11 protein-coding genes are annotated in these 14043 nt (G+C 47.8%); 4 read left to right on the top strand and 7 right to left on the bottom strand.

Translation table 11 applies throughout. The features are described from left to right. Positions 1–412: 412 nt before the first annotated feature. Entirely contained in the window at positions 413–2710 is a 2298-nt protein-coding gene (locus E2I14_RS08350; protein WP_133327387.1) for an ATP-binding protein, read from the top strand. Between the two features lie 50 nt (positions 2711–2760). On the opposite strand, the gene E2I14_RS08345 is transcribed toward E2I14_RS08350, so the two are convergent. Then, a complete protein-coding gene (locus E2I14_RS08345) occupies positions 2761–4029 on the bottom strand; it encodes an EAL and HDOD domain-containing protein (RefSeq protein ID WP_133327385.1) in 1269 nt (422 codons plus the stop codon). A gap of 343 nt (positions 4030–4372) precedes the next feature. Here E2I14_RS08345 and E2I14_RS08340 point away from each other — a divergent pair, with 343 nt between their 5' ends. From E2I14_RS08340 to E2I14_RS08330, 3 genes are all read left to right on the top strand, one after another. Further along, positions 4373–5434, top strand: coding sequence for a proline iminopeptidase-family hydrolase (locus E2I14_RS08340; RefSeq protein ID WP_133327383.1), 1062 nt, complete (start codon positions 4373–4375; stop codon positions 5432–5434). A gap of 136 nt (positions 5435–5570) precedes the next feature. Beyond that, a complete protein-coding gene (locus tag E2I14_RS08335) occupies positions 5571–6791 on the top strand; it encodes a saccharopine dehydrogenase family protein (RefSeq protein ID WP_133327381.1) in 1221 nt (406 codons plus the stop codon). Between the two features lie 450 nt (positions 6792–7241). Continuing rightward, positions 7242–9434: a TonB-dependent siderophore receptor gene (locus E2I14_RS08330; protein ID WP_133327379.1), complete on the top strand. Its 2193-nt coding sequence runs from the start codon at positions 7242–7244 to the stop codon at positions 9432–9434. Positions 9435–9561: 127 nt separating this feature from the next. On the opposite strand, the gene E2I14_RS08325 is transcribed toward E2I14_RS08330, so the two are convergent. From E2I14_RS08325 to E2I14_RS08300, 6 genes are all read right to left on the bottom strand, one after another. Continuing rightward, on the bottom strand, positions 9562–9978 hold the full coding sequence (locus E2I14_RS08325; RefSeq protein WP_133327377.1) for a BLUF domain-containing protein: 417 nt from the start codon (positions 9976–9978) through the stop codon (positions 9562–9564). A 92-nt stretch (positions 9979–10070) separates the two neighbouring features. Next, complete coding sequence (locus tag E2I14_RS08320; RefSeq protein ID WP_133327375.1) at positions 10071–10646, bottom strand: peroxiredoxin; 576 nt, start codon at positions 10644–10646, stop codon at positions 10071–10073. 290 nt (positions 10647–10936) lie between these two features. Next, positions 10937–11467, bottom strand: a complete 531-nt coding sequence (locus E2I14_RS08315; protein ID WP_133327373.1) for a DUF1453 family protein — start codon at positions 11465–11467, stop codon at positions 10937–10939. Positions 11468–11520: 53 nt separating this feature from the next. Beyond that, a complete protein-coding gene (locus E2I14_RS08310) occupies positions 11521–12294 on the bottom strand; it encodes a hypothetical protein (protein WP_133327371.1) in 774 nt (257 codons plus the stop codon). Continuing rightward, positions 12291–13118, bottom strand: coding sequence for a hypothetical protein (locus E2I14_RS08305; RefSeq protein ID WP_133327369.1), 828 nt, complete (start codon positions 13116–13118; stop codon positions 12291–12293). The genes E2I14_RS08310 and E2I14_RS08305 overlap by 4 nt, the downstream gene beginning before the upstream one ends. Next, complete coding sequence (locus E2I14_RS08300; RefSeq protein WP_133327367.1) at positions 13115–13975, bottom strand: ATP-binding cassette domain-containing protein; 861 nt, start codon at positions 13973–13975, stop codon at positions 13115–13117. Before E2I14_RS08300 ends, E2I14_RS08305 begins: the two co-directional genes overlap by 4 nt. Between the last annotated feature and the right edge of the window lie 68 nt (positions 13976–14043).

Raw genomic sequence — 14043 nt, 5'->3', positions numbered from 1 at the left:
AATTAGCACTTCAACGACCAGCAGCGAGCTAAAAATTGACATTCCGTTTTGCTAAAAGTGTGCCGCGTGAAGCTATATGCTTGGCGGCTAGTTTGCCTTGGTTGCGGACCGATCTATCCTTGACAGTTCGAACTCAAATGCTAAATTAAAGTACATTCTTAGGGTGTTTAAACAAAAGCATGAAAATAGATTTACACTCTGCGCACACATTCATTACGGTGACGCATTAATAATGGATCAAAGCACCGACAAAAGCGGATAGGCACAGCCGCTGCGCCAGTAAGGGAAGTCTCATAAATTTGCACCAAATGACTTAACGAATTAACACCAGCTTCGCAACTTCGATGTCAGCAACGGCGTCGCGCTGATGCCTTGATTTATCTACTTTAGTGAACGCACTTTTGGTGAACCTATGTTCGGTGATAGCAACCCTGTCGCATTGATAACTAAATTATTCGGCTCTGTTGATCGCTATGTGAAGCGGTTTTTGCTGATTGCGCTTGCTATCTTGGCCTTGCTGGCTGCGCAGCTCAAGCAAAGCTACGATCAAGCCATTACCGAAGGTTATGACAGTGCGACGAATTTAGCGTGGGTGCTTGATTCCGAATTGGACAAGACCTTGCGTCACGTCCAAAGCAATTTGTCGGTCATGCAAACGCAGTTGTCAGGCGATATGGCTTTTGCAACATGGAGCCAAACCAAGCGCCAGATGTGGAAGCGTAACTTGCAGTTATTAAGAAACAGCTTCACCGAAATCGATAGCTTTTGGATAATTGATGCTAATGGCGACATGATCGTCACGACTGCACCCATCGATCAGGTCAATATTTCTGACCGCCCGCATTTTCAGACACTGCGCGATTCGCCTTCTACTTCGTTGATATTTTCCGACATCATTATCGCGCGCTACGATGGACGTAAAACAATGGCTTTTGCGCTGCCTTTGCGTGCGCCGGACGGCAAGTTTAATGGCATGGTTTCGGCGTTAATTGATTTCGATAACGTACAAAAAGTGTTCTCCGGTACCTTGGATAGTGCGCGCAATAATATTTCACTACGCAGCTTGCCGTTGCATCGACTGATTGTGGAGCAGCCCAAATCGAGTGATCCGCAACTCTCGTTAAACCAAACTTCAACCGAGCCGCACAGAACCCGTATCGATGCGGGTGAAAAACAAGGCGTGGTCAACTATGTGTCGTTTCAGGATGGATTGGATAGGTTGGGCGCGTTTCGAGTTTTAACCAATTTTCCCTTTTACGTAACGGTCGGCTTAGATAAAAACGTCATTCTGACTGCGTGGAAACGTGAAGCGATGAACACCAGCATGGCCGCGCTGGTGCTATTGCTGTCGTTGGGTTTCATGCTGCGTCAACTGGCGCGGGGTGATGCCAAACAGCGCGAAACTTTTAAGCGGCTAGAAAATTCACTGGCCGATCAACAAGCGCAAAACCACGAACTTATCGCGTTGGAAGGCCGACAGAGAAACTTACTGCAAAAACTCCAAACCGGCATCGTGGTGCACGCGCCCGATTCCAAAATCTTGTTTAGTAATGCCCGTGCTTCAGAATTACTCGGTTTGACCGAAGGCCAAATGCAAGGCAAGGAAGCCATTGATCCTGCTTGGTATTTTTTGGATGAAGCCACGATGCCGCTTGCGCTATCGGATTATCCGGTGGTGCGTGTGATCACTACCGGATTGCCTTTGAGTGAACATGTTATGGGGATTAATCGGCCCGATATTAATTCGGTGATTTGGGTCTTGGTGAGCGCGTTTCCAGAAAAAGATTTGCAGGGCAATGTAGTACAAATCGTGGTTAATTTTTACGACGTCACCGAACGCCGCTTAGCGCGCGATGCGTTGGAACACCAAAAGATGCATTTGGCTGAATTAGTCGAAGAGCGCACCGCTGAATTATCGAAAGCGCTGGAGGTCGTGCGACGCACCCAAGATGATTTGATTCAAGCCGAAAAATTAGCCTCGCTTGGCTCGATGGTGGCGGGGTTGTCGCACGAATTAAATACGCCATTAGGCAACGCGCTGTTAGCGGCGACCAGCTTAGAAAAAATGTTTGAGAACACGATAGAAAAAGTACACGCTGGTAGCTTTAAGCGCACGGCCTTTGAAGAATTTCTGGAGTCGGGAACCGAGATGTCGAGCTTGATTACCCGCTCTTCCAAACGCGCTGCCGATATGATTGCTAGCTTTAAACAAGTGGCGGTCGATCAAACGTCGGAACAGCGGCGCAAGTTTGATTTGGCCGAAGTCATCAACGACAACTTGCAGACTATGCTGCCCAAGTTTAAAAAAGCGGTAGGCAAGGTTGAGAATAATGTGCCGAACGGTATTGCTTGTCATAGCTACCCCGGGCCGCTAGGTCAAATTCTGACCAACTTAATTCAAAATGCTTTTTTTCACGGCTTTGCTGGACGCGATGCCGGTGTGGTCACCATTAGCTCTGTCATCACTGAACAGAGTGTGATGTTGACCGTGCACGACGATGGCGTTGGCATGTCGCCCTCGACGCTGGCGCATATTTTTGATCCGTTCTTCACCACCAAATTGGGTCAAGGCGGATCTGGTTTGGGTTTGTCGATTTCGCACCGAATTGCGACCTCGGTGTTGAGTGGTGATTTAAAAGTGGAATCAACACTCAATGTTGGTTCTAGCTTTATCTTAACTTTCCCCCGCAACGCACCGTTTCAAATTTGAGTCGTTGCAACTGTGATGCGGCTGCAGGAGTTAGCACGATTGAGCACAATTTAGCCCGCATCGAGCGTAACGACATTACTGAATTCAAACGCTTGGCATTGCATTGTCCTAAGATCATCTAGCGCGATGTCGATGTTGTCGATTTTCAGATTGGGCATAGGATCATCATTGCTCATGCATTCCAGATCGATGACGAGTTGCAGCATGTCGCCGTAGCGTCCGGTGCGATTAATTAGCGCTTTTTTGATCTCATCGGATACCGAAATCTGCGCCAATATTTGCACCATAGGCGTATCAAATAGCACATTGATCAAGGACATAATCCCGACGGTGAAGGCGGTGTCCGATGCCAGTTGATTGTCGGGTGTGATTTTCTGCGCCATCAATTCCATGAGTCGCCCGCGCGAACTTGCCAGTGCCAATAACGGCGACATCAGGCTGTCGGCATTGTCGGCGCCGGCATACATTAAGATTTGCAGCCAGCGCTGCAATTGGCGGCGGCCCAATACCGCAATGGCTTGCTTGATGGTGGCGATGCGTTGCTTGGTCATAAAGGCGGCGGTGTTGACCAAGCGGATTAAGTTGAGCGCTAAGCCGGCATCTTTTTTGATCGCTGCTTCGACTTCGTTTATGTCGGCGTCGGTGATGAGCATGTTGAAGATGTTGAGCACATTAAGCGGCGCGGTATGGAGTTTTTTGCCGGTTAGGATTTTAGGCTTGGAGAAAAAATAGCCTTGAAATAAATCAAAGCCTAAGTCGTAGCACAGGGCGAAATCGGCCAGCGTTTCCACTTTTTCGATTAGCATTTTTTTGTTATAGACTTTGAGCGCTTTAAACAGCGGCACCAAGTTTTTGCGGTCGATTGCCACTAGGTCAATTTTGATCATGTCGATTAAGGGCAATAAGCGACGCAAGCCTTCCGAATCTTCAATGACATCGTCCAGCACAAAACGGTAGCCAGCGGCTTTGAGTTCTTGGATGCGGGCGACGAGTTGATCGGTGATTTTTACAGTCTCTAGTATTTCTAAAAAGACGTTATCGCAGGGCAGAAACTGTATGAAATCGCTCATCAATACTTGCGCATCAACGTTGATAAATCCGGGAAGTGAGCCGATCACATTGACTAGCCCAAGTTTTGAGGCATGGGCAATAACGGTGGCGGTCGCGCCGATATCGTTGGTGACGTTGGCGGAATCGACGGACGCGCGCCGAAATAGTAATTCGTAAGCGTACAGTTTTTGGCGAGTGTCTAAGATGGGCTGGCGCGCGATAAAAAAATCCACGGCTTCGTTGGTGTCGCTAACTGGTTGTGTGCTCATATCGTCTTATCGGTGGGGCAGGGCGGTTAATCAAGCGTGGAAATCGGTCAGCCAGTTCAGAATGATTTCCCTATGGGTTGATGTTGCAAATAAGCATCTTCGGTGAAACTATGGTTAAATCGCGGTGCATTAATTGTGCAGTTTAGGACAAATTTTCCAAACAATTTGTGATTTTGCACACCAGTCGGTGTACCTTTGAGCGGCAAAGTTAAGTCCGTAACTACGTCGCGAATTAAGTGGAAAATTAAATAAATACCAGCAAGCCCACGTTTGGTGCAATCCCACCGTGGAGCGACACTATGCAACGTTTCAACAATGACCAATAAAAACGAAGGAGATAGGAATGAAATTATTCAACTGCTTAGTTGCTTCACTAGCGCTATGTTCGGCCGTTGGGGCGACCGCGCCTGCTTTTGCTGATAATGCAACAAGCTCGAGCAAGCCGAACCACGCTTACTTTGATTCCAGCAATCGCAGCGACATCTTGAGCGGCGGCGTGCGCATGATTACCGTGCATACCGAAAAAGGTGACTTCAAAGTCTGGACTAAGCGGGTCGGCAATAATCCAACGATTAAGGTGTTGTTACTGCACGGCGGTCCGGGCGCAACGCACGAATATTTTGAGGCGTTCGACAGCTACTTTCCGGGTGCGAGCATCGAATATTATTACTACGATCAGCTAGGCTCGGCCTACAGCGATCAGCCGGATGATCCAGCGCTTATTAACAGCCTGCCGCGCTATGTGGAAGAAGTGGAACAAGTGCGTAAAGCCTTGGGATTAAATAATAAAAATTTCTATTTATTGGGTCATTCGTGGGGCGGTTTATTGGCGATGGAATACGCGCTGAAATACCAGCAAAACCTGAAAGGTTTGATTATCTCCAATATGGTTTCCAGCATCCCTGACTACAATCATTATGCGGAAACGGTGTTGATGCCGCAGATGGATAAAAACGCGTTAGCCGAAATTCTGCAAATGGAAAAAGACGGTAAATACGCTGACCCACGCTACGACGAATTGCTAATGAAGAATTTCTACGTCGAGCACGTCTTAAGAATGCCACCCGATCAATGGCCAGAGCCAGTCACACGCGCTTTTGGTCACATCAATAAAAAAGTCTATGTGCCGATGCAAGGCCCGAGCGAGCTGGGCGCGCATAATGCGATTTTGGAAAAATGGGATAGAACCGCTGACCTAGGCAAAATCACAGTCCCAACCTTAACAATCGGCGCACGTTACGACACGATGGACCCGGACTACATGAAAATGATGGCGACTAAAATGAAACATGGCCGAAATCTGTACTGTCCAAACGGCACGCACATGGCGATGTACGACGATCAGAAAATCTATTTTGAAGGCTTGTTGCGCTTTATTCGCGATGTGGACACGGGTAAGTTCTAAGGCAGTTTCCAAATTAGTTTTCTACTCAGTTTCTAACTCCGCTTCTAAAAATTACTAATCCCAGCACCAATGATCCAAGCGGTCATTGGTGAGCCGCAGTACAAAATAATTAAACAAAGAAAGGCTCGAATCAACCATGAAAAAAGAGTTTGATGTCATCGTGTTTGGCGCGACGGGCTTCACCGGTCGATTGGTCGCTGAATATATCACTTCCACCTATGGCGCTAGCGGCGAAGTTATTTGGGCGATGGCTGGGCGCAGCGCGTCTAAGTTAGCGCAAGTGCGTGATTTAATCGGCGCGCCGACCGAGCTGCCCTTGATTACCGTGGATGCCACCGATGCCGCCGCGTTGGCTAACTTGGTGGCGCGTACCAAAGTCGTCATCACCACCGTCGGGCCTTATCAGCTTTATGGTGAAGACTTGGTTCGCGCTTGTGCAGCGGCGGGAACTGATTATGTGGATTTGTGCGGTGAACCCGGTTGGATGGCTAAGATGATTCCAGAATTGGAAGCACCTGCCAGAGCCAGCGGGGCGCGGATTGTGTTTTCTTGCGGGTTTGATTCGATTCCATTTGACTTGGGTGTCGTGTATTTGCAAGAGCGTGCGATTAGCCGTTTTGCTCAACCGCTGAGCCGTGTTCATGGCCGTGTGCGCGTGATGAAAGGCGCGATGTCGGGCGGAACTTTAGCCAGCGCACTAGCCACCATTGAACGCATCGGGCGCGAACCTGAGTTGGCCAAAACAATGGTTAATCCATTTGCGCTAACGCCCGGTTTCAAAGGCCCAAAGCAACCCGAAGGCGAATCGGCAAAGTACGATGATTGGGCTAAATCGTGGACCGGGCCTTTTGTAATGGCCATCATCAACACCAAAAACATTCACCGCACCAACGCATTGCTCGGACACATTTGGGGCAAGGATTTTGTGTACGACGAACGCATGTTAACGGGCGATGGCGAAAACGGCGAGAAGCGCGCCAAGCGTCTAGCACGCTCGTCGCGCATGCAAAATATCTTATTAGGATTTGCGCCCACCCGATTCTTGTTGCGCAAGTTTGCCTTGCCCAAACCGGGCGAAGGCCCTGACCGCGCTGCGCGGGAAGCCGGACGCTATGAAGTGGTCTTTATCGGTGAAACCGCACACGGTGAGCGGCTCAGCGCCACGGTAAAAGGCGACCGTGATCCGGGTTATGGCTCGACCTGCAAAATGATTACTGAGAGCGCCTTATGTTTGATCAACGATGTCGATCACACCACAACCGGTGGTGGCGTTTGGACGCCAGGCAGCGCGCTGGGAAGTGCGTTAGTGCAGCGCTTGGAAGCCAAGGCGGGCTTGACGTTTTCGATCGAGCATTGAATTGTGCGCTGACTTAGGTCAGTGATCTAAGTTGGTTGCGTTGAAGCAGTGGATGCGTTGATGCGCTGATGTGGTATGGCCGTGTCAGCGCATTTTTTCACCTTGTTATTTGTTTTGATTTCTTGCCTAAGCTCGGCAGTCTGCCGCGCCTGTTTTGTTTTCCCTGCTCTGCGACGCGATGTTTCTTCGCACCGAAATACCTGACTGAAATCGGCTATACGTCGCGTTTCTTGTTCTCTTCCTTGCTCTGTTCCTTGAGTAGTTTTCAGTTCACTTTCCAAATTATTTTATTTAACAAGTGTGAACTAAATTCGCTTAAATAATTATAAAAAATACCATAAATAATCATTGAAATGAGAATTGTTCTCATTTATATTTCGATCCTCATAACTCGTAGCAAAAAGTTATGTTTCAGGTTTTCCCCCTACTTGATTGATCGAAAAATACCCGATGAAAAAATTCACCAATACCCACTACCGACCTAACCCAGCGCGTCTTCACGCTCCATCTTCCTTTACATTGCGCCCCATCAATCTGGGCTTGCTATTGGCATTATCCGCAGTACTGCCTCGGTTAGCCCATGCTGAACACCATGCTGATGTGATTGCTAATGCCAGTGCCAATCCCGACGCTGCCGTGCACCAAGTGGTGGTCTCTGGCAGCGCCGCAGATATGCCCAGCGGTTACGCGATCAAGCACAGCAGCACCGCTACCAAGCTGGACTTATCGCCGCGTGAAACGCCGCAGTCGCTAACCACGGTCACGCGCGAACAGATGGACGATTTCAAGCTCGATACGCTCAATCAAGTGCTCTCTAACACCAACGGCGTAACGGTCGAGAAAATGGAAACCGAGCGCAATATGTACACCGCGCGCGGATTTAACATCATTAATTTCCAGTTCGACGGAATCGGTATGCCGCTCAATTCAAACATTCTGCATGGCGACATGGATACCGGCATGATTGATCGGATCGATGTATTGCGGGGCGCAAGTGGTTTGATTAACTCGACGGGCAATCCTTCGGCAACAGTTAATTATGTGCGTAAGCGTCCCACGGCTGATTTCCATACCTCGGGCGGTATTTCTTATGGTTCGTGGAATGCGCGCCGCTTCGATGTCGATGTGTCTGGTCCATTAAACGCGGCGGGGACGGTGCGGGCGCGAGCGGTCGTAGCGAAGAAGGATGCCGATTCCTATTTGGATCGCTACCACAACAATAATGGTTCGCTCTACGGTGTAATCGAAGCCGACTTGGGTAAAGGTACGCTGCTCACAGTTGGTCACAGCTACCAAAAAACCAGCCCGACCGGCACTATTTGGTCCGGCATTCCCTTGTTCTATAGCGATGACACGCCAACCGATTACAGCATACACACCAATACGGCGGCTAAATGGTCGCATTGGGATGCACTACAAAACCGCAGCTTTGCCGAACTTAAACACAATTTTAATAAGGATTGGATCTGGAAAACTACCTTGGGCCGTAACCAACTCGGAACCGAAGCCGAACTGTTCATGGCCGCCGGATCAGCCGATAAGATAACCGGTTTGGGTTTGCGGCCTAACCAGCGGCTGTTTAGGTCGGACGAAGGGCAAACATTCTTTGATACCAATCTCAGCGGAAAATATGTAATCGGTGGTCGTCAACACGATTTAGATTTTGGTGTGAATTCAGGGCGTTCGCATTATGTGACTTTAACCCAGTTTGCCGCACCGATTAGAACGCTGTTAAGCGAATCGGTGGCCTTCGCAGGGGAATATTCCAAGCCGACCAAAATTGATTCAACTGACTTCGCCAACTACACCGAACAGCGCACCAGCTTGTATGGCGCAACCCGTCTGAATTTGTCTGATGACGCGAAATTGCTACTGGGTGCGAATTACACTCGGGTAAATTATGACGGCGTCGATTATGGCTCCATCCACAAAATCGAAACCAGCCAAACCTCGCCCTATATTGGTTTGGTGTACGACCTGTCAAAAACCATTTCGGCCTACGGTAGTTACACCAGCATTTTCAACCCGCAGATTGCCAAAGACATTAACGGCCATGCATTGGAGCCGGTCAAAGGTAAAAGCTACGAGCTAGGTGTAAAGGGCGAGTTTTTTAACCGCAAACTCAACGCATCCGGCGCGCTGTTTAGAGTGGAACAAAACAACGTCGCCGAGGAAGCTGGCAAGATTCGTGGCGAAAGCTATTACGTCGGCAAAGACGGACATTCCCAAGGTTTGGAAATTGATTTGTCGGGCGAAGTGGCACGTGGTTGGCAGGTTAATTCGGGCTATACAACAATGACCATCAAAGACTCCAACGGTGAGCAAACGCGAACCTATATTCCACGTCAATCATTTCACTTAGCGACGACCTATCAGCTCCCACAATTTGAGAAGTTGAAAATCGGCGCGAGCGTTAATTGGCAGAGCGATATTTATAAAAACTATTCTGCCACCCGCAGAATCGAGATTCCGGCGTATGCTTTGTTGAATTTGATGGCCAGTTATGACATCAATAAACATGTCAGTTTGAACTTCAATATCAACAACGTGACCAACAAAAAGCGCTACATAAGCTTATCGGGATTTTCCTCCCATTACGCCGAACCGTTGAGCGCTAAGGTTTCGCTAAATTGGAAATATTAAAACTGAAAATACACGCTAAGTAAGTATTAATCCTTCGCCTCAAACAATTGAGCCAGCATCTCTGCTGGCTCAATTGTTGTGGCAAGAACGAGTTTCAAAACCGCGTCTAAACTGTAAAGTAAATTTACTAAGTAAGCCAGCGCGTGCTGTTAGCGACTTCGACAAAAAACTCTTTCAACGCTGCTGCCGACATCTGATAAGGATCAAATTCCGCGGTCGAGGAGTACTTTAAAAACAGCGCTGCATTTTCCATCGTGGAGGCGACCAAGCCCATATTCCACGAGGTAAATTGGCGTTGGGTGATCTCTTCCAACGCCAGTACTTCGGGTTTGTTGTGGCGCTTGTCTTTCAAAATGTGATGGTACAGCGCATTGACCGCCGCCCGATCACCTTCAAGGCATTGCAAGAAAATACCATTGGTCAAACTGAGCGCGCCGGTCACCGCCAATTGCTGGTTGTTGCGGCGCGAACTGGCCAAAATATCTTTTACATCGCCCGGCCCAAGATTGACCGCTCGGCTGGCGTAAACTAATCGAATCATCATGCTGAAACTACCTTCTCAATCTAACCATATTAATTGCATCAACTTGCACCAAGCCGACGGCATTGATTGTCATGCATTAAGCTAAAGAATGATTAATGCATAGCGATTTTCTGCGCCAAGGCGAGTGCTTTGTTGACGTTTTCTTCTGGCGATACGCCACCCACGCTTGCCGCAATTTTTCCATCGCTAGCGATGATGAAGGTCGTGCGTTCGGTGATGTTGTGACCGATATCCATGCCGCGTGAATCTTTCACGCCAGCGGGGATTTCTTTGATGGATAAATCAAATGATTTAGAAATTTTGCCATCGACGTCCGAGGCTACAGGGAACTTACCTGCGCAATATTCGGGATCAGCAGAGAAGGTATTTAAGCGCTCAATGCTATCCAAGGAAACACCAATAATGGTCACGCCAGCAGCGGCAAATTTATCCTGATTGACCGCAAAAGTATGGGCTTGAATATTGCAACCGCCGGTGTACGCGGAGGGGTAAAAGTACACCACCACCGGGCCTTTTTTCAATGCTGATTGCAGAGAAAAAGTAAATGCTTTGCCGTTCAAGGAAGCTTGTGCGCTGAAGTCTGGCGCGTTATCGCCTTCTTTAAGTGCGGCAAACGCTGACAGCGAAAATAAGCTTACTAAAAGACCAGTCAATAAAATACGTTTCATTGTTATCTCCATTAATTTTTGAAAAATGTACTTAAACGCCAGCGATTGAGTCGATATCAACTTAAGGCGATAGCGGATAAATTTACGAGGGTGAGCGTGTTAGATAAGACGGATGAATTGCGTACTGCAGATGCATTTTACCTTGTTGCTAAAAACTAGGTGCCAAGCACTGCGGTAGATTTTTTTTGACCCGTTTTTTGAACCGCGTTTTGATTCGAGAGCGAAGCCGATGACCTATTTACCGAGGGTAAATAGGTGTGGTGAGTATCCGATGAGTTTCCCTGAGATGCTTAGGAATCAAGTTGAACCAGTTTCTCTTTAGCCGCACGCCGCCGCCAAATAATGAGCCCAATTGCATAGGTGACGTAATACCCAGCGAGCATACCAAATAGCAGCAATGTCGGCGCGGTCGGGATGGGCGAAGGTGGTGGAGTTGCACCACCCGTTCCCGCCATACCGACTTCAATAAAGCGGTACAAAATACGTCCGACCAATAGCAACGATAGGCCGATGCCAAGATGCGAATTTGGCGTGTAAAACAAACCTTCGTGCGTGTGTTCGAACTTGGTAGTGCGGTGTCCGAAGATGCCTAAACCTGTTCCGACAGCCAACCCACCAGCTAATGCCAATAGCGCATAGGGATTGGAAAGTGAGACGAAGGCCATCAACATAACCAGCAGCGGAAATAAACACACGGTCACGTTTTGACGCCAAGCGATTAGCTTTTGTCGCCCCACCATGCGCCGGATACGGGAATACATGCGCCATAAAATCAGCGGAATGAACGCAAACATGATGTAGGTTTGGGGTGTTAGTGCCATGTTTTTCCTCGGTAAAGGTTGAGGCGAATTTATTTTGCTTGCAAGGTCAGTATTTATTGCTCAAGAAAATGCGTGTTCCTTAGAAACCGACTGTGCGCGTTAACGGTAACGGCGTCGCTCAGGGTAAGCGTGGTCAAGTCTGAAGAAAAGCTAGCGTCCACCGACAAATGGCCAGCGGTTAGATTGGCATTCATTTCATGGAGTGTTATATTTTCGCCAAATTGAATGTTGTTGGCGATATGTCGGTTAAATGGTTCGTCAACCAATAGTTCTTTATTCGGTTCGAGTAGACATTTGCTGTTGATGTTGAAGCGATGCAGCGATAAGTTGTCGAGCTTAATATTAGGAACACAGTCTAAAACTGTTAGGCCAAAATCCAACTCCGGTGCTGAAAATCTATTTTCCATTTCGATTCTATTTACACCGCTCACATCGAGTTTTTCGATCCCCTTAGGAAGCATAATTTTGATAGGTTGCAAGTTCATATAGGCTTCTGTATTAGATTGATTGATCGAAATGGTTAAGGTGTCGCCGATTATTTTTTGCTCGACCGTGACATTGAGATTGTTATTTTGGATTTCAGATTGATTCGACGGTGAGGCAATATAAATTTGGAGCGGAAGTTGGCTGAACTTATTTATAACGCCTTTTATCACGGCGGACTTAGTCGAGCCAATATTCAATTGCTCTGCTTGAACATGGGCGTTCTTGGCTGCTTCCAGCCGATCGTGATGGAGCTTCTCCAGCAGCATTCCACTTCCGAGGTACAAACCTAAAGCCGCGATAAAAATCCAAACTCCGATCCGATTAAAGAGATATTTCATCATGCCACCTCGCGTTCTTTGACATGGAAATACACCCCAATCCAAAGGATGAGCGGCAACAGCAACCAGCGCAGTATTGATAAGATTATTTCAAACAATGAATAGGCGCCCGAGTCACCATAGACGGTTGACCAAAACACATTGGTTTGCCAGGTTGCGGTGGTGATGGATAATCCGATACACAAAAAGAATAGGGCTAAAAATGTACGCAAAAACGGCGACTTTTTGAAATACACCACTCCGCCGACAATCAGTGCTTGAACTGACCAGAGTATCAACAAAAATTGGATCGTAAATCGAATGTCCCTACTATGTTGGATAGCCCCATTGAATGATCTTAGTTTGGAGATAAATGGTAAATAAAACCTAAAATCCGGCGCTAGTTGGACGGGGCAAGTGCTGCATACCGAGGGCGCGACATACCGATGTTGAGCAAGTTGCACAGCGGGATAATTCAGTAATGTATAAAACAAGGTATAAGCCAGCGGGAATAGAACGCCAATGAATACAAACGCTAACAAACATTTTTCAAACTGAGACGCTGGTCGCATTAAGTGAGTAATGGCCGCACCTGGTTTAGCTAATTGTCTGAAGTGGCGTGCCGCAAAGATGAGACTGCTCGCAGCAAGGCCAAATCCGTACCAACCCATTTGGGAAGTGAATTGAAATGCAAAATAGGACGTTCCTGAAGTGTTTAAATTGATGAGAATGAATACCACATCGAGAATGCACATCACCGCAGCAAATCCCACATATTCGCGTCTATTTTCGGTCAGATGCGCTTGAATCAAACGAATAAATCGGGCGGCATTAAAAAAATTACTCATGCTGATTTCTCCACTGGCGGCTGATTTTTTGACATCGCATCCAGTACGCCTTGCTTGTTAATACTGAGCGCCTTGTAGAGCAATTCCAAATTAATTTTCCCCGCGTGGTTGTGGTGGTTAGCGGCGACGTAAGCCCATTGATTACCCAATGCTTCGTGATAAATGCAGCCCTCTGTTTGGCTGAAATCGTCCGTGATGCCTAAATGTAGCGCCGATTGCAATTGCGGCATGCTAGCCGATAGTGCGATCTTGCCACCATCGACGAACAGCACATGGTTCATCAGATTTTCTAAATCGTGGGCCTGGTGCGTGCTGATTAATACAAGGCGGTCCGCATGTTCCGGTCCGCTCATAATTTGTTTAAATTGCGCCCGCCCCATAATATCGAGTCCGTTAGTTGGCTCATCCATCAGCAGTAACGGTGTGTGCGTGGCGAGGGCAAAGGCGATCACGGCTTTTTTCTTCTGCCCCAAACTCATGGTGGCAAAGCCTTTGTCTTGAGGAATTTCAAAAATCTCGCTATAACGCACAAAATCAGGATGCGAAAACTTTGGATAAAACGGCGCGTGATGCTTTTGCAGCGCGGCGATTTTGATGTCGGGTAGATGGAATTCTTCGGGAACGAAATACACTTGCTCTAAAAATGCTGGTAGACGTCGCTTCGGCTCATAGTGCAGCACTTCAACCTTGCCATGATCGGGGAATAATAGCCCGGACAAAATTTTGAGCAAGGTTGATTTTCCACTTCCATTGCGACCAAATAGTCCAACGACGCCGGGTTGTGTCAACTTCAATGAAAAGTCGGCGTAAACGGGTTTGCTTGCGTAGTTGAATGCAAGTTCAGAAATATGGATCATCCAATCGCCTTTGTTAATTTGGTGGAATGCTCAAAATTTGTGCGGGCATGTATCAAATACTACCTAGT

Origin of the sequence: Sapientia aquatica, from assembly GCF_004358105.1 — a bacterium.
Taxonomy (GTDB): Bacteria; Pseudomonadota; Gammaproteobacteria; order Burkholderiales; family Burkholderiaceae_D; genus Solimicrobium; species Solimicrobium aquaticum.
This window is presented reverse-complemented; position numbering and strand designations above follow the sequence as displayed.

Coding starts and splice junctions, on each gene's coding strand:
- E2I14_RS08350 (WP_133327387.1), top strand. CDS start 413: ATGTTCGGTGATAGCAACCCTGTCGCATTGATAACTAAATTATTCGGC.
- E2I14_RS08345 (WP_133327385.1), bottom strand. CDS start 4,029: ATGAGCACACAACCAGTTAGCGACACCAACGAAGCCGTGGATTTTTTT.
- E2I14_RS08340 (WP_133327383.1), top strand. CDS start 4,373: ATGAAATTATTCAACTGCTTAGTTGCTTCACTAGCGCTATGTTCGGCC.
- E2I14_RS08335 (WP_133327381.1), top strand. CDS start 5,571: ATGAAAAAAGAGTTTGATGTCATCGTGTTTGGCGCGACGGGCTTCACC.
- E2I14_RS08330 (WP_133327379.1), top strand. CDS start 7,242: ATGAAAAAATTCACCAATACCCACTACCGACCTAACCCAGCGCGTCTT.
- E2I14_RS08325 (WP_133327377.1), bottom strand. CDS start 9,978: ATGATGATTCGATTAGTTTACGCCAGCCGAGCGGTCAATCTTGGGCCG.
- E2I14_RS08320 (WP_133327375.1), bottom strand. CDS start 10,646: ATGAAACGTATTTTATTGACTGGTCTTTTAGTAAGCTTATTTTCGCTG.
- E2I14_RS08315 (WP_133327373.1), bottom strand. CDS start 11,467: ATGGCACTAACACCCCAAACCTACATCATGTTTGCGTTCATTCCGCTG.
- E2I14_RS08310 (WP_133327371.1), bottom strand. CDS start 12,294: ATGATGAAATATCTCTTTAATCGGATCGGAGTTTGGATTTTTATCGCG.
- E2I14_RS08305 (WP_133327369.1), bottom strand. CDS start 13,118: ATGAGTAATTTTTTTAATGCCGCCCGATTTATTCGTTTGATTCAAGCG.
- E2I14_RS08300 (WP_133327367.1), bottom strand. CDS start 13,975: ATGATCCATATTTCTGAACTTGCATTCAACTACGCAAGCAAACCCGTT.